The following is an 18,884-nucleotide window of genomic DNA, read 5'->3' as shown; positions in this document are numbered from 1 at the left end:
CGCCATGCATCTTCTCCCGCGCGATCTCCATAATCTCGACGACGCCGGCGGCGCGGTCGATCTCGGTCAATCTCCCGCGGAGATCGTGTTTCTGTCCTTCTCTGATTCAGAGCTGCGTTTGCTGGCGCGGCTTTATGAGCAAAGCGGCGCGACTCTCCCGAGCTTTCGCTGCGCGTCGCTCGCGCAATTGAAGCACCCCTACTCCGTCGATCTCTATCTCGACACTGTGGCGCGACATGGGCGGCTGATCATCGTGCGGCTGCTCGGCGGCAAAGACTATTGGCCCTATGGCGTCGAGCAGCTCGAGGCGCTTGCGCGCGCAAAGGGAATCGCCCTCGCGATCGTTCCCGGCGATGCGCACGACGACGCGCGCCTGAAGCAGGCGTCGACGCTCGGCGCGGAGACGCTCAATCAAATTTGGCGGTTCTTTCAGGACGGCGGTCCTGACAATCTGCGTTCCTTTCTCGGTTACGCCGCGACGATCGCCGGCCATCCGGCGCAGTGGCGGGAAAGCGTTCCCGTCGCTAACGCCGGACAATTCGAGACCGCATGCCGCGCCGGCGGCGAATTGCGCGCGACGATCGTCTTCTATCGCGCCATGTTCCTCGCCGACGACGTCGCGCCGATCATCGCGCTCGCCGACGCGCTGGCTGAGCGCGGGTTCTCCGTCGAGGCGATCTATGTCGCGAGCCTGAAGGAGGCGGAGAGCGAAGCCTTCGTTTCGGGCGCGCTCGAATCCTTCGCGCCCGACGTCATCCTCAACGCCACGGCCTTTTCGGCGCGTCGCGATGCGGGAAGCGTGCTGGATCGCGCGGACGCGCCGGTGCTGCAGGTCGCACTTGCCACCTCTTCACGCGAAGCGTGGGAAGGCTCAACGCGCGGCGCGAACGGCGCCGATCTCGCGATGAATGTCGTCTTGCCGGAAGTTGACGGGCGCATCTTCACGCGCGCGATTTCCTTCAAGGAGGAAGCGCCGCTGCGTCTTGCGGCGGAATTCAGCGAGACGCGGCATGCGCCGGAACGCTCGCGCATCGATTTCGTCGCGGACCTCGCGTTGAGCTGGGCGCGGCTGCGCCGCAAACCAAACGCGGAAAAAAGCCTCGCACTCATTCTCTCCGACTATCCGACGCGACGCGGCCGTGGCGGCTACGCCATCGGCCTCGATGCGGAAGCGAGCGTGCATGAGATCGTCTCGGCGTTGATCGATGCGGGATATGACATTGGCAGCGATGCAGAAGACGCGCTCCCCTCTCCCGCGCGCGGGAGAGGGTGGCCTTGCGAAGCAAGGTCGGGTGAGGGCCCTCATCCGTCGCCACTTCGTGGCGACACCTTCTCCCGCCGGCGGGAGAAGGCGGACGCGCCATCTTTGCTGCGCTATCTGGAAGACCAGACGTTTGTCGTCACTTTTCCGCTCGACGACTATCTCGCGCTGCTTTCAACCCTCCCCGCATCTTTCGTCGCGAGCGTCAACGACGCCTGGGGCGCGCCGCAGGATGATCCTGCCGTCGTCGACGGCGCCTTCCACTTTTCCTGTCTCGAAGCCGGCAAGCTGATCGTCGCGCTGCAGCCCGATCGCGGCGCGCGCACAGATCGTTACGAGACCTATCACGACGTGCAGCGCCCGCCGCGTCACGCCTATCTCGCCTTCTATCTCTGGCTGCGAAATGTGCGAGGGATCGACGCGCTCATTCATCTTGGCGCGCATGGCACGCTCGAATGGCTTCCCGGCAAATCGGTCATGCTGTCTGAGACCTGCGCGCCGGAAGCGGTACTCGGTCCGACGCCGCTGATCTATCCGTTCATCGTCAATGATCCGGGCGAAGCCGCGCAGGCGAAGCGCCGCACATGCGCCGTGACCATCGGCCATCTGACGCCGCCGCTCGTCGACGCCGAACTTTTCGACGCGGCGGCGAAAGTCGAAACGCTGCTCGATGAATATGCGACGGCAAGCGCGCTCGACGCACGCCGCGCGAAACTCATCGCCGGCGCGATCATCGACGAAGCCGAGCGCAGCGGCCTTGCCGCCGAATGCGGCGTCTCGCGCGAGTTGGACCTCGCCGAGACTTTGACGCGACTCGACGCCTGGATGTGCGATCTAAAGGACATGCGCATCGGCGACGGACTCCATGTCTTCGGGCGCGCCGAAGAAAATTCCGACGCGGATCCTGCGCGTGGCGCCTGCGCGCGCGCCGAACGCCAGGCACTCATCGCCGCGCTTGGGGGCCGCTTCGTCGAGCCCGGCCCGGCCGGCGCGCCGTCGCGCGGGCGCGCCGACGTTCTGCCGACGGGACGCAATCTTTATTGCATCGATCCGCGCCACGCGCCCACGCAAACGGCCTATGACATTGGCCGGCGCGCCGCCGCCGAGGTGATGACGCGCCACGCGCAACTGCATGGCGAATTCCCGCGCCGCATCATGCTCGACCTGTGGGGAAGCGCCACAATTCGCACCGGCGGCGAAGATTTCGCGCAAGCGCTCGCGCTTCTCGGCGTCGCGCCGCGCTGGGATACGGCGAGCGCGCGCGTCATCGGCTTTGAAATTTTGCCGCAGGCGCGGCTCGAGTTTCCGCGCGTCGACGTGACGCTGCAGGTTTCGGGGCTGTTTCGCGACATGTTCGGAAATCTCATCGCGCTTTTCGACGACGCTGTGCGCGCGGTCGCCGCGCGCGATGAAGACGCTGAAATCAATCCGCTGAAGACGGCGGACGATCTGCGCCGTGTCTTCGGCGCCGCTGACGGCGCTTACGGCCTTGGCGTGAGCGATCACGCGTTGCGCGGCGAATGGTCGGACCGCGATGATCTTGCGCGCGCCTATCTTTGCGCCGCGGGTCACGCCTATGATCGCGCGGGCGACAGCAACGAAGCCGTCGCGGCGTTCAGCGCGCGCGTCGCTGACGCCGATGCCCATGTCCATGTGCAAGACATGGCCGAAGTCGACGTTCTGATCGGACCCGCCTTCGCCGATTACGAGGGCGGTTTCGCCGCCGCTAACGCCATGCTTGGCGGCGACGCCGATTTGGTGCATATCGATGCGACGCGGCCGGAACGGTTACGGCCGCGCGCTCTGAAAGACGAAATCGCGCGCGTCCTGCGCATGCGGCTCGCCAATCCCCAATGGCTTCAAGGCCAGAAGCGGCACGGCCACCGCGGCGCCGGCGAAATCGCCGAGACGATAGACAATCTCTATGCTTTCGCCGCGACAAGCGGCCTCATTAGCGATGCGCAATTCGATCTCGCTTTTGACGCCACCTTAGGCGATGATGCGACACGGGATTTTCTCGCCATAGAGAATCCCCGCGCGCTCACCGCAATCGCGCGGGTTTTTAGCGAAGCGCTCGTGCGCGGCTTGTGGAATACGCAACGCAACAGCGTGCGCGGCGCCTTAAGCGATATCGAACGCCAAGAAGGAGGGCGTCTTGCAGCCGAGGCCTGAGATCAAGGGCTGGTGTCCCGGAGCTTTCGCGCCGATGCCGAGCGGCGACGGTTTGCTGATCCGCGCCAAGGCGGTCGGCTCTCGCATGAGCGCGGCGCAGGCGCGCGAGATCGCGAGGATTGCGGACAGCTGCGGCAATGGGCTGATCGATCTCTCGCAGCGCGCGCAACTGCAGCTGCGCGGGATCAGCGAGGCGACGATTGCCGAAGCCCTGCGCGGCCTCGAGGCGATCGGCATGCTCGCGCCGAGCGCCGACGCCGAACGCGTGACGAATGTCATCACGTCGCCGCTCGCCGGCCTCGTCGCTGGCGCTTTCGACGCCAACGCCGTGGCCGTGCAGCTTGCTGCGGAAGTGCAGCGCGACGCGGCGCTGCGTGCGCTCCCGCCGAAATTTCTGTTTCTTCTCGATGATTGCGGCGCGCTGTCGCTCGCCGACGTCGAAGCCGACATTCGGATCGAAGCGATTGCAGACGGCGACGTCGCAATTCGCATCGCCGGCGTTTCCAATCGCGCCGTCGTCGTCGCGACCGATGACGCGCTCGACGTGGCGTTGCGCTTTGCGCGCGCCTTCGTGGAGCTGCGCGACCGTCATGCAAATAGCTTCAGGCGGGTCCGCACGCTGGTCGAGGCGCTCGGCGCCGACGCGCTGCCACGCGCGGCCGGACTCGTCATGCGGGTCTCTAGGGAAGCGCCCGCGCCTGCGCGATGGTCGCAAATTTTTGGCGCGCAACGACGCGGCGCCGTCGCTTTCGCGGGCGTCGGCGCGCCTTTTGGCCGCTGGCGCGCAAGCGAACTCGCCGCCGTCGCCGATTTTGCACAAAGCGAGGGAATAGGCGAACTGCGCCTCACGCCGTGGCGCGCCCTGCTGATCGTCACGCCCGATGAAGAACACGCGCGACGCGTCGTCTCGCGCGCGGAAAGCCGCGACTTCATCACATCGGCAGACGACAAGCGCCTTGCCGTCATCGCCTGTCCCGGCGCGCCGGAATGTCCGCAGGCGTTCGCCGAGACGCGCGCGCATGTGATGGATCTCGCGCCGCTTGCGCAAATGATCGGCGGCGCGGATGGCGTGGGCCTACATCTTTCGGGCTGCGCAAAAGGCTGCGCCCGGCAGAGCGCCTCGCCCATCACGCTGCTTGCCTGCGCTGAAGGATTCGATCTCATCGAGAACGGCGGCGCCGACGGCGCGCCGCGCTTCCGATCGCTGACCTTCGAGGCCGTCATGCGCGAACTCTCCGCGCGCGCAAGCGGTAGGACGCAATGAGCCGCCGCTTCGACTATATCCACGAAGGCGCGCAGATTTATGCGCGCTCTTTTGCGACCATTCGCGCCGAGTCGAATCTCTCGCGTTTCACGCCCGAGCAGGAAAAGATCGCCGTGCGCATGATCCACGCCTGCGGCATGGTGGAACTCGCCGACGACATCGAATTCTCGCCGGACTTTGTTGCGGTGGCGCGCGACGCGCTGCAGAAGGGCGCGCCGATTCTATGCGACTCCAACATGGTCGCGCATGGCGTCACGCGTTCCCGTCTGCCCGCGGAGAACCAGGTGGTTTGCACGCTGCTTGAGCCGCGCGTGCCGGCGCTCGCCGCCGAGATCGGCACCACGCGCAGCGCCGCGGCGCTGGAGCTATGGCGCAATCGTATGGATGGCGCATTGGTCGCGATCGGCAATGCGCCCACCGCGCTGTTCCGCCTCCTCGAGATGATTGACGAAGGCGCGGCGCCTCCGGCCGCCATCATCGGCATGCCGGTCGGCTTCGTCGGCGCGGCGGAATCGAAAGACGCGCTGCGCGAATATGGCCGCGTTCCCTTCGTGATCGTGAAAGGCCGCAAGGGCGGCAGCGCCATGGCCGCCGCCGCCATCAATGCGCTGGCGAGCGAGCAGGAATGAACGCGCTCGCCTCGACATCGCATGAAGCCGTCGCGACGCTCGGCGCGCTGATCGGCGTCGGACTCGGTCCTGGCGATCCGGAGCTTGTGACGGTGAAGGCCGCGCGCCTGATCGGCGCGGCCAACGTCGTCGCCTTCTTCGCCAAGCGCGGACGCGCAAGCCACGCGCGCGCGATCGCCGCGCCCTATCTCGCGCCGGGCTGCGAAGAGATCGCGCTGCTCTATCCAGTGACGACGGAGATTCCTTTCGATCAGCCGGAATATGTCTCGTCGCTTCAGCACTTCTATGAAGATTGCGTGATGCGCATTCGCGCCGTGCTCGAAGCCGGCCGCGACGTGACGCTGCTCTGCGAAGGCGATCCGCTGCTTTACGGCTCCTTCATGCATATGTTTGCGCGGCTCGATGCGCGCTTTCGGATCGAGATTTGCGCCGGCGTCTCGGGCATGTCGGGATGTTTCGCCGCGGCGCGCCAGCCGATGGCCTGGGGCGACGACATTCTCACCGTTCTGCCGGCGACGCTCGACGAAGACAGGCTTGCGTCGCGCCTCGCCGAAACCGACGCCGCGGTGGTGATGAAGCTTGGCGGCAATTTCGCCAAGCTGCGCCGCGCGATGACTCGCGCTGGCGTCATCGATCGCGCGATCTATGTCGAACGCGGCGCGATGCCCGGCGAAAAGATCATGCGCTTCGCCGACAAGCGCGACGATGACGCGCCCTATTTCTCGATGGCGCTTGTGCCGGGGCGAGGCCGGCGCCCTTGAGCGGCGCGCTTGACATTGTCGGCCTTGGTCCGGCCGACGCGCGATGGCTGACTCACGAGGCGCAAGAGGCGCTCGGCGCCGCGCAGGACATTATCGGCTATGCGCCTTACGTCGCGCGCGTTCCCGAGCGCGCTGGTCAGACACGGCTTGCAAGCGACAACCGCGTCGAGATCGACCGCGCCCGGGAGGCGCTGGCGCGCGCCGCGCAGGGTCGCCGCGTCGCCGTCGTCTCCGGCGGCGATCCCGGCGTCTTCGCAATGGCGGCGGCGGTGTTTGAAGCGGTCGATTGCGGCCCGCGGGAGTGGCGCGATCTCGATATTCGCGTGCTGCCTGGCGTCTCGGCGATGCAGGCGGCGGCGGCGCGGCTCGGCGCCCCGCTCGGCCATGACTTTTGCGCGATCTCGCTGTCCGATAATCTCAAGCCGTGGGACGTCATCGCCAAGCGGCTGGAGCATGCCGCGCAAGGCGACTTTGTCATCGCGCTATATAATCCTGCGTCGCGCGCACGGCCGACGCGCATCACTGACGCCTTTGCGCTGCTGCGTCGTTATCTTCCCGGCGAGACCTTCGTTGGCCTCGCGAAATCCGTCGGTCGCGAGAATGAAGAGATCATTCTGACGCGACTCGACGAAGCCGAGGCCGACAAAGTCGATATGTCGACGCTTGTCGTGATCGGCGCCAGCGGCACGCGGCGCATCGCGCGCGATCGCGCGCGCGACTGGGTCTATACGTCGCGGAAGGCGACATGAACGCGCCATGGCTGTCGCTGATCGGCCTCGGCGAAGACGGCGCCGACGCCTTCACGCCGGCGGCGCGCGCGCTCGTCGCGCAGGCCTCGCTGATCGTCGGCGGCGCGCGTCATCTCGCGATGATCGACGCGCCGGCGGAGCGCCTGCAATGGCCCTCGCCGCTCTCCGACGCCTTGCCGCAAATTCTCGCCCAGCGCGGCAAGCCCACAGTCGTTCTCGCCTCAGGCGATCCCTTCTTCTACGGCGTCGGCGATCTCATCGCGCGCCATGTCGCGCCTGACGAAATTTTCTGCATTCCGGCGCCTTCGGCGTTTTCACTCGCGGCCGCACGGCTCAAATGGAGCCAGCAGGATTGCGCCCTCCTCTCGCTGCACGGCCGCGCCTTTGAGCGCGTGACGCCGCATCTGCAGCCGCGCGCAAAGATCATTGCGCTCTCCTGGGACGAGACGACGCCCGCGCGCCTGGCGCGCCATCTCGCCTTGCGCGGCATGGGCGGATCGCGCGTCCATGTGTTCGAGCGGCTCGGCGGTCCACATGAGCGCGTCCGCGACGCGCGCGCCGACGCCTTCGCGCTCGATGACATTGCGCCGCTCAACACGGTCGCCGTCGAAGTGGAAGCCGGCGGAGACGCAGTGGTCATTCCGCTTGCGCCGGGTCTGCCCGACGATTGGTTCGAGCATGACGGGCAGCTCACCAAGCGCGACATCCGCGCCGTGACGCTCTCCGCGCTCGCGCCGCGCAAGGGCGAATTGCTGTGGGACGTCGGCGCCGGCGCCGGCTCTGTCGCCATCGAATGGATGCTGAGCGATCCCGCGAACCGCGCCATCGCTATTGAACGAGACATGGAACGCGCGGCGCGCATCGCGCGCAACGCGCTGTCGCTCGGCGTTCCGGATCTGCGCGTTGTCAATGGGGACGCGCCGCAAGCGCTCGTTGAACTCGAACCGCCGCAGGCGATCTTCATCGGCGGCGGCGCCGATGCGGCGACGCTCGCCGCCGCGTGGGACGCGCTCCCTCTTCTCGGACGCATCGTCGTCAACGCCGTTACGATTGAGACTCAGTCGCTGCTCGCCAACGCCTATCGCGACAAGGGCGGCGAGCTCATACATCTGCAGATAGCGCATGCGCGTCCCATCGGCCGCTTCCATGCGCTCGATCCAGCAATGGCGGTCACGCAATGGCGAGCGACAAAGAGATGAATGCGACATATGCCTTTGGGCTCGGCGCAAGGCGCGGCGTCGCCGCGAACGATATCGTCGAACTCGTGCGCCGCGTCGCGCAAACGCATAACGTCGACCTCAGCGATGCGAGGCTCTACGCGCTCGAAAGCAAGGCGCAGGAAGCGGGGGTGCACGAGGCGGCGCGCGAACTTGGGCTTGAACTCGTCTTTCTGCCGCTCGCCGCGCTGCGCGCCCGCAAGGCGACCGCGGCGACGCATTCGCCGCGCGTGCAGGCGATGTTTGGCGTGGGCAGCGTCGCCGAAGCCGCGGCGCTTGTCGGCGCCGGACAAAACAGTCGCCTCGTCGCGCCGCGCGTGACGACGCCGGTCGCCGCCTGCGCGCTGGCGAAGCGCGGCGAAGAGCACAACTCATGACCGTGCATTTTATTGGCGCGGGTCCCGGCGCCGCCGATTTGCTTACCCTGCGCGGGCGCGATCTCATCGCGCGATGCCCGGTCTGCCTATACGCCGGCTCGCTCGTGCCTGCCGGCGTGCTGGCACATTGTCCGCCGGGCGCGCGCATCGTCGATACCGCGCCGCTGTCGCTCGACGCCATCATCGCAGAAATGCAGCAGGCGCATGACGCCGGTCTCGACGTCGCGCGGCTGCATTCGGGCGATCTCTCGATCTGGAGCGCCGTGGGAGAGCAGATGCGCCGCCTCGACGCGCTCGGCATTCCTTGCACGATGACGCCGGGCGTTCCCGCCTTCGCGGCGGCGAGCGCCGCGTTGAAGCGCGAACTCACGCTGCCCGAAGTCGCGCAATCGCTGGTGCTGACGCGCACGTCGGGCCGCGCCTCATCGATGCCTGAGAGCGAAAGACTGGCGACATTCGCGCAATCGGGCGCGACGCTCGCGATCCATCTCTCGATCCATGCTCTCGCGCGGGTCGTGGAGGAGCTGACGCCCTATTATGGCGGCGGCTGTCCCGTGGCGCTCGTTTATCGCGCCTCGTGGCCAGATGAGCGCATCGTGCGCGGAACGCTCGCCGACATCGAGGCGCACGCGGCCGAGACGCCGATGGAACGCACCGCGCTCATTCTCGTTGGACCGGCGCTCGCGAGCGAAGATTTTCGGGAAAGCGCGCTTTACGACGCGGACTATGATCGGCGATTTCGGCCGAGAGGCGAAGGGTGACCGCGCCTGGCCTGCTGATCGGCGCCGCCCGCTCCTCCTCGGGCAAGACGACGCTGACGCTCGGCCTGATGCGCGCGCTGATGCGGCGCGGCTTGCGCGTCGCCCCCGTCAAATGCGGGCCGGACTACATCGATCCCGCCTTTCACGCGGCGGCCACCGGCCGCGCAGGCGTCAATCTCGATTCATGGACGATGGATGCGGCGTTGATTGCGCGGCTCGCCGCGCGCGCGAGCGAAGGCGCGGACATCGTGATCGCCGAAGGCGCGATGGGGCTCTTTGACGGCGCGCCCGCCGGGGCGGCGGGAATCGGCGCCAGCGCCGACATCGCCGCCCTGCTCGGCTGGCCGGTTGTGCTGGTTCATGACGTCTCCGGCCAAGGGCAGACGGCGGCGGCGATTATTCGCGGCATCGCTGGACACGACGCGCGCGTAAAGGTCGCCGGCGTCGTGCTGAACCGCGTCGGCTCCGAGCGTCACCGCAGACTCGCCGGCGAAGCGATCGAGGCGCTGGGCATCCCGGTGTTTGGCGCGCTGCCCCGCAACGAGGCGGTTGCTCTCCCCGAACGCCATCTGGGGCTGGTGCAGGCCGGCGAAACGCAAGGTCTCGACGAGCGTCTCAAGGCGCTCGCGGACTTCGTGGAAGCGCATGTGGATGTGGGTGCAGTGACCGAGACTGCGCGCGCCGCCCCCTCCCCGACCCTCCCCCGCTTCGCGGGAGAGGGAGCAAGGCGGCGCACGTCATCAGCAACACGCGAAACCATCGTGAGCGTCCCCTCTCCCGCCGCCAGGCGGGGGAGGGACAGGGAGGGGGTCCTTCCGCCCCCCGCGCAGCGCATCGCGGTCGCGCGCGACGACGCCTTTTCCTTCTTCTATCCGCATCTCGCGCAGAGCTGGCGCGACGCCGGCGCGGAGCTTTGCTTCTTCTCGCCGCTCGCCGATGAGGCGCCGCCCGCAGATTGCGATCTCTGCTGGCTGCCGGGCGGCTATCCGGAACTGCACGCCGGCCGGTTGTCGGCGGCGCAGGGCTTCATAAAGGGGTTACGGCGTTTCGCTCAGAGAGGATGGCTCCACGGCGAATGCGGCGGCTACATGGTTCTCGGCCGCGCGCTGATCGACGCGGCGGGCGAAGCGCATGAAATGGCCGGACTGCTCGAACTGGAAACGAGCTTCGCCCAGCGCAAGTTGCATCTCGGCTATCGGCAGGCGCAACTCGCGGCGGACCACCCGCTGGGCGCTGTCGGATTTCGACTGCGCGGCCATGAATTTCACTACGCGACTGTTCTTCGCGAAGAAGGCGCTCCCTTCGCGCTGGCGCGTGACGCCTATAGCGATGATGAACGCCCGGCCGGACTGGCGCGAAACGGCGTTTCCGGCTCGTTTTTCCACCTTATGGCATAAAAAAGGGCCGCCGGACGAACCAGCGGCCCAAGTCAAGGGAGGAAACGCCCAAGGAGGGCTACGAAGCAAGACAACTCTCGCTGCGTCGCACTGTTATATTGCTGCGCCGCACAAGAGTCAACATATTTTTCGCTGCATGGCAAAGCTTCCGCTGCTGCCTGCCCGCCGGCCTTGGACAAAAAGAAAGCCGCGCCTAGGCGCGGCTTTGAGTTCGAAGGATCCGAGAGTCTCAAAAAGATTTGGATGAATGAGCGGCGGCGGATTTCCTGACGCCAATAGAGGCTGGCGGCGTCGGAATATCTCCCGATGCGTCCCTGTTGGAACGCGCCAATTTTTTAAGGCTGTTGGTGGGGCTTGGATCCGAGGCCGCAAGCGCGGACAAGTCGCGGTGCTCGCTGCGCATCGGCGCCATCGCGACGACGCGCGTTTGCCGGCTTTCGTCAGCGGCTTTCGCCCCGGCCAAGGTCACGACCGGCGATTTGACGGCGAGATTGGCGGTTGTCGACCCGGCGCCTCGATCTGGCTTCTCGTCGAGGGCGATTTCGGTCGGCGGAAGGATCGTTTCCGGCCGGCTGACCTCTGGAACCCGCGACGCAAAGGCCGGGTGCTGGCCGCCGTCCTGATAAACGATCCGCACCGGCTTCACGCCGCTTTGCGCGAGCTGGGCGATCTTGGCTTGGTCCTTGGCGCTCTTCTCGGCCACCGCCTGGGCGATCTCCGGATCCTGTTTGAGCGGCGGACAGGCGGCCTCCGGATCGAGATTGGCCGCGCCGGCGGCGTTGAACACGTAACGCCGGTTGCAGAAGGCGACTTGCGGCTCCTGCAAGGTCACCTCGAAATGATCGGAGCCCTCCTTGAGCTGCTTCCAGAAGTCGATGTTCGGATCGAGACGATGTTTGGCGAGATTTTCCGCCGTCATCTTGAAGGGGAAGGACTGCATCTGAATCGCGCGTTGACCGCCGGCGAGCGAAGAGCGGGCGATCGCGTAGATTTCGGCGATCTGCTTGTCGGTCATCGAGAAGCAGCCGGCCGACGAGCAGGCGCCATGCACCATGATGTCGCCGCCGGTGTGGCCAAGGGCGCGATCGAGCGCGTTCGGATAGCCGACGTTGAACGACAGATAATAGCTTGAATTCGGATTCATCTGCGCCGGGCCGATGGCGTAAAAGCCTTCCGGCACTTGGCGGTCGCCCTGGCGACGCTTGGGGCCGAGCTGACCCGACCAGCGGCACATCGGAAACGTCTTCAGATGGACGTAATGACCGTCCGACCGCATCTTCCAGATTTCGAGCTCCGCTTCCTTTTTATAGGCGCGGATCAGCATCGGCGCTTCCTTGGTCGTGCCGGCCTGCTCCATCAGGGCGACAGTCTCGGAGGGGATCGGCGCAAGCGAGCGATGCGCCAGACCGCTCTGCTCGCAGGCCGAGAGCGCGAAGGCGGCCAGGACGGCAAGCCCCAGCGCCGGCGCTATGCCTCGAGTCTTCATGGTGTCCCCTCTGGCGGCGCAGTCGCCTCGCAGGTCTCGGAAGCGAGCCGCCGCGCCTGATCACGAAAAACAAATAATGGGACGAGAACATGTCCGAATTAGCGAAGAATCGCACGCGCACGGGCTTCCAGGCCCAATCTTCTGGAATTTACGTTAACGCTTCTCTTCCAGTTTCCGGCCCATGGCCAAAAACTTGTCGGCGCGGAATTGTCTCAACTGTTCGCGCGAAAGATTAGCCAGGCCGGCAAGCTCCTTGGCGAGCGCCTCTCCGACCGCGCCAATGGCCGCCTGGGGATCGCGATGGGCGCCGCCCGGCGGCTCCGTCACAATCAAGTCGATAATGCCGAATTTCAAGAGATCCTGCGCTGTGATCTTCATGCTCGTCGCCGCCTCTTGCGCCTTGGCGGAATCCCGCCACAGGATCGAGGCCGAAGCTTCGGGCGACGCGACCGTGTAGACCGAGTGCTCAAGCATCAGCACTCTGTTGGCGGCGGCGATCGCGATCGCGCCGCCGGAGCCGCCCTCGCCCACCACCACCGCGACATTGGGCACGCCGAGCAAGAGCGATACGTCGGTGGAGCGGGCGATCGCCTCGGCCTGCCCGCGCTCTTCGGCGTCAATGCCTGGAAAAGCGCCAGCCGTGTCGACAAGCGAGACGACCGGCAAACCGAAACGGTCGGCGAGCTCCATCAGGCGGACCGCCTTGCGATAGCCTTCCGGCCGCGCCATGCCGAAATTGTGATGAAGACGGCTCGACGTGTCCGAGCCCTTCTCCTGGCCGATGACGCAGATCGGCTCGCCGCGGAAGCGCCCGAAGCCGCCGACGATCGCGAAGTCCTCGCCGAACAGCCTGTCTCCGGCGAGCGGCGTGAACTCGTCGAAAAGCTGCCGGACATAATCGGAAAAATGTGGCCGCTGCGGGTGCCGCGCCACCTGGATCTTTTGCCAGGGCGTCAGGCCGGCGTAGAGATCCGCGAGCGCCTTCGCGGCTTTGGCCTGGAGCTTGCTGAGCTCCTCGCCGATCGACACGGCCTCTCCGTTTTCAGCCAGCGCGCGCAGTTCGTCGACCTTGGTTTCGAGTTCTGCGACAGGCTTTTCGAAGTCGAGATAGGAGCGCATTGAGGCGGCGTTTTCCTTTAGGCGAGGGACGCCTCGCGGGCGCGGGCAAACTCGCCGCAACCGGCTTTGAAGTCAAGGAACACAAAGCGCCAACGGCGCGGTTGCGAAACTCGATTCATCGCGTCAATGTCGCTGCATTGGGGCAGGTTTCATTATGCGGGAATGGTCGTTCCATGACGTCTGGGCAAGAGCCGGTTAGCCGTTACATTCGCGCGGCCGACGGGCTCCGCTTGCATTATTTCGACTATCCCGCGCCGCCGGGCGGCGGCGGGAGTCCGCTCCTCCCGGTCGTTTGCCTGCCGGGGCTTGCACGCTCAGCCGATGATTTCGACCGCGTCGCCAGAACCCTGCAAGCCGACGGCCGGAGGATTCTTGCCCTCGACTATCGTGGACGCGGCCGATCCGACTGGGATCAGGACTGGCGCCGCTATGCCTTCGACGTCGAGCATGCCGACATCATCGCTCAACTTGCCGACGCGGGCGTCGAGCAAGCGGTGTTTATCGGCACGTCACGCGGCGGTCTTCACACAATGCGCATCGCGGCGCGCCGGCCCGGCGTCGTACGCGGCGCCGTGCTCAACGATATCGGACCGAAGATCGAGCATGCCGGCCTGCTCCGCATTAAGCGCTACGTTGGGAGACTGCCGCCGATCGCCTCCATGCGCGAAGCGATCGCCTTGATGCGGATGACCGCCGGCGTCGATTTTTCCGGCGTCTCGCCGCAGGAGTGGGAGGACTATGCGCGCCTCACCTTTGTGGAGAAAGACGGCAAGGTTCAGCTGCGCTACGATCCCGACCTGTCGCATACGCTCGATGGCGTAGCGCCCGATGTGGAGCCCGAAGAATATTGGGACGACTTCGCCGCGCTGGCGAATGTTCCGATTCTCGCCATCCGCGGCGCGAACTCGGACATTCTCTCGCCCGAGGTCTTTGACGAGATGGCCCGGCGCGCGCCGCGCCTTGAGCGCGCCTGGGTCGAAGGCCAGGCGCACGCGCCGCTGCTGCTTGATCAGCCGACGATTGCGCGCATCGCGGACTTCGTGCGCCAATGTCCATAATTCACGCCTCGGCGATCGCTCGGGCAGGTTCCGAAAACGTTGACAGACTTTTCGATGAGAGCCTGCTCCAACATTATGATTTGAGCAGTTCTTATCGATCACGTGTTTCCATGTGATCGGGAGGCGCTCTAAGGCGCATATCCCTGCGCCTGATTAAGTCGGGAGATCGCGACGCCGACATTGATCTCGGCATTCGCCTCCATGCGCTGCGCCTCGAGTTGAATCTGGCGCACGCGATAAAGATCGAAGGCGCTGAGTTCGCCGAGCTTGAACGCTTTGCGCGACAGTTCGAATTGATCGTTGGCGACGACGAGGCGGGCGTTGGCGAATGTCGCCGCGCGCCGCGCCGCCGCTAATGATTCACGCGCGGCTTTTATCTCCGCCAGCACGACGCGCTTCGCGCGTTCATATTCGGCTGTGGCGCGATCCATCTCGGCAAGCGCCTCGGCGCGTCTTGGCTCATTTCGACCGGCGGTCGGAATCGCAATGCGTAAGCGCACGCCAACTGTCGTCGCATCGGTGCGTTGGTCGGAAATTTGCTGCGACGGGTCGGTCGAATATTGATCGTTATGTTCCTGGCGGCCAAAAATACCGATTTCGGGATTATCGATCGGCGTCGCGTCGACAAGCTCCGCCTGCGCCCGGGCGCGCGCTAGCGCGGCGCGCGGCGCGCGCAGCGAGGGATGCTCCTCGATGTCGATGGCCGGGCGCACCGATTCCAACGCGCCGCTGGGCGGCGCGCCGCCGGTCAAGGCCATGTAAGTGACCTGCGCCACTTTTACCGCGCCCTCCGACTGCGCAAGCTCCGTTTCAGCGGCCAGCGTCTCATTCTTCGCAAGCAGCGCATCGGTCTGGGCGGCGTCGCCAAGCTCGACGCGGCGCGTCATGTCCGAACCGATATCGCGCGCCGTGGCGACGCGATTGCGCGCGACGGAAACTTCCCGCGCCGCACGCTGCGCGTTCCACCATGCGTCGCGCAAAACGCCGGCGACTTCCAATCGACGGAGCGCGAGGCGCTCCTCCACCTCGAAGAGTCCGGTGTTCACTGTTCCCGCGAGGGCGTCACGCTGCCCCGGCAGCCATAACGGCATGCCGACCTCAACTTCGGTCTCGTTGTAGTTTCGTAGATTGCCGGCCGCCGCATTGCGCTGATAACCTGCGACATAAGGCGAGCCTGGCGTGAGCGAATTGACTGTCGCGTAACGCGCGGAGATGGCGCGAAACTGCGCCTCGAGCGACCGGCTCTGGGCGTCGATCAGGACAGCCATCTCAAGATGTTTCGCCAACACGCCGCCGCTTCGCTGGGATGGCGGCCGCGCGCCGGCTTTCTTGGGCGATGTCACGCGCGCTTTCTTGGGTGACGGCTTAACAGACGCTTTGATCTGCATCTCCGCCGGCTCGTTCTGCTCCTGTGCAAAGACTCCCGTCTCGAAAGGCAAAGCGAACGCAATCAGGGAAAATGCTGTGAAAACCGCGCCGACCCTCATGCGCGAGCGTCCTCGCGCTCACGCATCGGCGCGGGTTGCCGCATCGCGCGCGAGCGGAACTTCTGACGAATGACCAGGCCCAGATTGGCGGTACGGTCATAAAGAATTGGCAGCAGGATCAAGGTCAGCACCGTGGCCGAAATCAACCCGCCGATGACGACGATGGCGAGCGGGCGCTGGATCTCGGCGCCGGGCCCATGCGCGAACAGGAACGGTATCAAGCCGAAGGCCGCGATGGTGGCGGTGAGCATAACGGGCCGCATGCGCCGACGCGCGCCCTCTAACACCGCTTCGCGCGTGCTGCGCGTGCCTTCCGCCACAAGCTTGTTGATGTAGGAGATGAGCACGACGCCATTGAGAACCGCGATTCCGATAAGCGCGATAAAGCCGACCGACGAGGGCACGGACATGAATTCTCCCGAAAGCCACAGGCCCAAAATGCCTCCGATCGCCGCGAAAGGCACATTGCAGAACACCAGCGTCGCCTGTAGCACCGAGTTGAAGGTTAGATAAAGCAAGAGAAAAATCAGCGCCAGCGCGATCGGCACGACGATCGCGAGTCGGGCCGATGCGCGTTGCTGGTTTTCGAACTGGCCGCCCCATTGATAGCGATATCCCGGCGGCGTCTTTACGTTTTTGGCCACGGCTTTCTTGGCTTCGTCGACGAATCCGACAAGATCCCGTCCCGTCACATTGGCGAGAACGGTGGCGAAGCGACGGCCTTCCTCGCGAATGATCTGGATCGGCCCGTTTTCCACGCGCACGTCGGCGAGTTGCGACAATTCGACGACTTTGCCTTCCGACGACACCATCGGCAGCCGTGCGAAATCGACGGACGAGCGGCGCGAGGTCTCCGAGCCGCGGATGACCAGCGGCGTGCGGATCGGCCCTTCCAGCACGATGCCGACCGGCTGACCGTCGACCCACACGCGCAGCGCATCCTGAATCTCGCCGGCGTTGAGGCCAAAGCGCCCGGCAGCCAGCCGATCGACACGCGCCGTCAGATAGCGCATGCCGTCGTTCTGCAGACCGAAAACGTCGCGCGACCCCTTGATCTTGCGCAATGTCGCGGTAACCTCGCGGGTGAGGCGGTTGAGCTCATCGAGATCGTCGCCAAATATCTTGACGACCACGTCGCCGCGGGCGCCGATGATCATTTCCTGAACGCGCATGTCGATGGGCTGCGAAAAGGCGTAGGAAATGCCGGGCATGCTATCGAGCACGGCGCGAATCTCGCCCATCAGCCAATCTATATCCTTGCCGCGCCACTCGCTTTGCGGCGCAAGCGTCAGGAAATTATCGGTGTCGTTGAGGCCAACAGGATCGATGCCGAGCTCGTCGGCGCCAGCCCGGGCCATCATTCCCTTGACTTCCGGCACGCGCTCCATGATTGCGCGCTGAATGCGCATGTCGGTCTCCGCGGCCATATTGACGCTGATCGTCGGATGTTTGCGGATGGTGATGACGGGCGTGCCCTCGTTCATCACCGGCATGAAGGTCTGGCCGATGCGCGCATAGGCGGTGAAGGCTACGACGAGGCCAACGACGGCGGCGGCGCCGACAATTAACGGCTTGTCGAGGGCGCGCTTGAGCAGCGGCTCGTAGACGGCGGCGAGCTTGCGCACGAGCCAAGGCTCGTCGGCATGGCCCGGCTTCAGCAACGTCGCGCTAAGCGCCGGCACGACGGTGAGCGACAGCACGAGCGCCGATCCGAGCGCGAAGGCGATGGTCAGCGCCACCGGCGCGAACAGACGCCCTTCCAGCCCTTCGAGAGAGAGTAGCGGCAGAAACACGGTGACGATGATGACCACGCCGGAAGTGAGCGGGACGGCGACCTCGCGAGTCCCTTCGAGCGTCATGAAAATGCGATCGGAGAGACTGACGTCATGCGCGTGCGCCATGCGATGTTCGACGTTCTCCACGACGACGACCGCGCAGTCGACCAAAAGCCCAATGGCGATCGCAAGACCGCCGAGCGACATGATATTCGCCGAGAGCCCCCACCAGCGCATGATGCCGAACGTCGCGAGCGCGGCGAGCGGCAAAATGACCGACACGACAATCGCGGCGCGAAGATCGCCAAGGAACAAGACAAGCAGGATGACGACAAGGACGATGGCCTCGATCAGCACTTTCTGTACGGTCCAGACCGCCTTGCCGATCAATTCGCTGCGATCGTAGAAGATTTCGATCTTGGCGCCTTTCGGCAGCGTCGGCTCGATTTCTGCCAGCCGCTCCTTAACGCCCTTGACGACAATGCTCGCGTCGGCGCCGCGCAGACCCAGAACGAGCCCCCACACCGCCTCGCCTTCGCCGTTACGCACGACGACGCCGTTGCGCGGCAACGCGCCATTGCGCACTTCGGCGACGTCGCCGACGCGGACGATGCCGGTGTCCCGCGCGGCGATGACGACAGACCGTATTTCCTCCAGCGATCGCAAGCGGCCTTCGGCGCGCACGAGCAACGCTTCCTCGCCATCGCGCACGCGCCCCGCGCCGTCGTTTTTATTGTTGTTGGAAAGCGCCGACTGGAGCATCTCCACCGTGACGCCGCGAGACGCCATGGCGGCGGGGAACGGCGCAACTTCGAAGGTGCGCACGAAGCCGCCGAGCACGTTGAGGTCGGCGACGCCTGGCAGACCACGGATCGCCGGGCGTATCGTCCAGTCGAGCAACGTGCGTTGCTCCGTCGGCGTGAGGTCGCCGCCGACAATGGTGAACATCACCATCTCGCCGAGCGGCGTAACGATGGGCGCGAGGCCGCCGGAGACGCCTTCCGGCAACTGGCTCTGCGCCTGCGCCAGACGCTCGTTCACCTGCGCGCGCGCCCAGTAGATGTCTGTCCCTTCCGAAAATTCGAAGGTGATCAGCGTCACTGAATAACGCGTCATCGAGCGCATGCGAACGAGGCTGGGAATGCCCTTCGCCGCGAGCTCGATCGGCACAGTGACGCGCGCCTCCAACTCCTCTGGCGTGAGGCCCGGCGCGCGCATGGCGACCAGCACCTGCACCGGCGCGACGTCTGGAAATGCGTCGATCGGCAGTTTGAAGTAGCTGACCGCCCCCCACCCGGCGATGCCGAGCGCGCCAAGAAAGACGAGCAGCCGCTGCTGGAGCGCGACACGGATCAGTCTTTCAAGCATTGC

Annotated in this window: 14 protein-coding genes; 10 read left to right on the top strand and 4 right to left on the bottom strand. The window is 65.6% G+C overall.

Annotated elements, in window-relative coordinates; all coding sequences use genetic code 11:
* The first annotated feature begins 4 nt into the window (after positions 1-4).
* From cobN to EHO51_RS03250, 9 genes are read left to right on the top strand one after another with little or no spacing between them, the layout of a single operon-like run.
* Complete coding sequence (cobN, locus tag EHO51_RS03290; RefSeq protein WP_124737689.1) at positions 5-3,433, top strand: cobaltochelatase subunit CobN; 3,429 nt, start codon at positions 5-7, stop codon at positions 3,431-3,433.
* A complete protein-coding gene (cobG, locus tag EHO51_RS03285; protein WP_124737688.1) occupies positions 3,417-4,697 on the top strand; it encodes a precorrin-3B synthase in 1,281 nt (426 codons plus the stop codon). Before cobN ends, cobG begins: the two co-directional genes overlap by 17 nt.
* Positions 4,694-5,326 carry a precorrin-8X methylmutase gene (locus EHO51_RS03280; RefSeq protein ID WP_124737687.1) on the top strand — a complete coding sequence of 211 codons (633 nt, stop codon included), beginning with the start codon at positions 4,694-4,696 and terminating at the stop codon, positions 5,324-5,326. The genes cobG and EHO51_RS03280 overlap by 4 nt, the downstream gene beginning before the upstream one ends.
* A complete protein-coding gene (locus tag EHO51_RS03275; RefSeq protein ID WP_124737686.1) occupies positions 5,323-6,087 on the top strand; it encodes a precorrin-2 C(20)-methyltransferase in 765 nt (254 codons plus the stop codon). The genes EHO51_RS03280 and EHO51_RS03275 overlap by 4 nt, the downstream gene beginning before the upstream one ends.
* The gene (cobJ, locus tag EHO51_RS03270) at positions 6,084-6,836 is read left to right on the top strand and encodes a precorrin-3B C(17)-methyltransferase (RefSeq protein WP_124737685.1); all 753 of its coding nucleotides are present in this window, start codon (positions 6,084-6,086) and stop codon (positions 6,834-6,836) included. The genes EHO51_RS03275 and cobJ overlap by 4 nt, the downstream gene beginning before the upstream one ends.
* The gene (gene cbiE / locus EHO51_RS03265) at positions 6,833-8,035 is read left to right on the top strand and encodes a precorrin-6y C5,15-methyltransferase (decarboxylating) subunit CbiE (RefSeq protein WP_124737684.1); all 1,203 of its coding nucleotides are present in this window, start codon (positions 6,833-6,835) and stop codon (positions 8,033-8,035) included. The genes cobJ and cbiE overlap by 4 nt, the downstream gene beginning before the upstream one ends.
* The gene (locus EHO51_RS03260; RefSeq protein ID WP_124737683.1) at positions 8,014-8,430 is read left to right on the top strand and encodes a cobalamin biosynthesis protein; all 417 of its coding nucleotides are present in this window, start codon (positions 8,014-8,016) and stop codon (positions 8,428-8,430) included. Before cbiE ends, EHO51_RS03260 begins: the two co-directional genes overlap by 22 nt.
* The gene (gene cobM, locus EHO51_RS03255) at positions 8,427-9,191 is read left to right on the top strand and encodes a precorrin-4 C(11)-methyltransferase (protein WP_124737682.1); all 765 of its coding nucleotides are present in this window, start codon (positions 8,427-8,429) and stop codon (positions 9,189-9,191) included. Before EHO51_RS03260 ends, cobM begins: the two co-directional genes overlap by 4 nt.
* Entirely contained in the window at positions 9,188-10,588 is a 1,401-nt protein-coding gene (locus EHO51_RS03250) for a cobyrinate a,c-diamide synthase (protein ID WP_124737681.1), read from the top strand. Before cobM ends, EHO51_RS03250 begins: the two co-directional genes overlap by 4 nt.
* 229 nt (positions 10,589-10,817) lie before the next feature.
* Here EHO51_RS03250 and EHO51_RS03245 read toward each other — a convergent pair whose 3' ends face one another.
* Positions 10,818-12,074: a L,D-transpeptidase family protein gene (locus EHO51_RS03245; protein ID WP_164479337.1), complete on the bottom strand. Its 1,257-nt coding sequence runs from the start codon at positions 12,072-12,074 to the stop codon at positions 10,818-10,820.
* A gap of 153 nt (positions 12,075-12,227) precedes the next feature.
* Complete coding sequence (locus tag EHO51_RS03240; protein WP_124737680.1) at positions 12,228-13,193, bottom strand: acetyl-CoA carboxylase carboxyltransferase subunit alpha; 966 nt, start codon at positions 13,191-13,193, stop codon at positions 12,228-12,230.
* A gap of 173 nt (positions 13,194-13,366) precedes the next feature.
* Between EHO51_RS03240 and EHO51_RS03235 the strand changes: the two genes are divergently transcribed.
* Positions 13,367-14,251, top strand: a complete 885-nt coding sequence (locus EHO51_RS03235) for an alpha/beta fold hydrolase (protein WP_164479336.1) — start codon at positions 13,367-13,369, stop codon at positions 14,249-14,251.
* Positions 14,252-14,379: 128 nt separating this feature from the next.
* Here EHO51_RS03235 and EHO51_RS03230 read toward each other — a convergent pair whose 3' ends face one another.
* Together EHO51_RS03230 and EHO51_RS03225 are read right to left on the bottom strand one after the other, a co-directional pair.
* Complete coding sequence (locus EHO51_RS03230) at positions 14,380-15,738, bottom strand: TolC family protein (protein ID WP_124737678.1); 1,359 nt, start codon at positions 15,736-15,738, stop codon at positions 14,380-14,382.
* Positions 15,735-18,881, bottom strand: a complete 3,147-nt coding sequence (locus EHO51_RS03225; protein WP_124737677.1) for an efflux RND transporter permease subunit — start codon at positions 18,879-18,881, stop codon at positions 15,735-15,737. Before EHO51_RS03225 ends, EHO51_RS03230 begins: the two co-directional genes overlap by 4 nt.
* Positions 18,882-18,884: the final 3 nt, after the last annotated feature.

This window comes from Methylocystis rosea, from assembly GCF_003855495.1.
GTDB lineage: Bacteria > Pseudomonadota > Alphaproteobacteria > Rhizobiales > Beijerinckiaceae > Methylocystis > Methylocystis rosea_A.
Note: the sequence above shows the minus strand (reverse complement) of the source record. Positions and strands in the feature narration are given on the sequence as shown.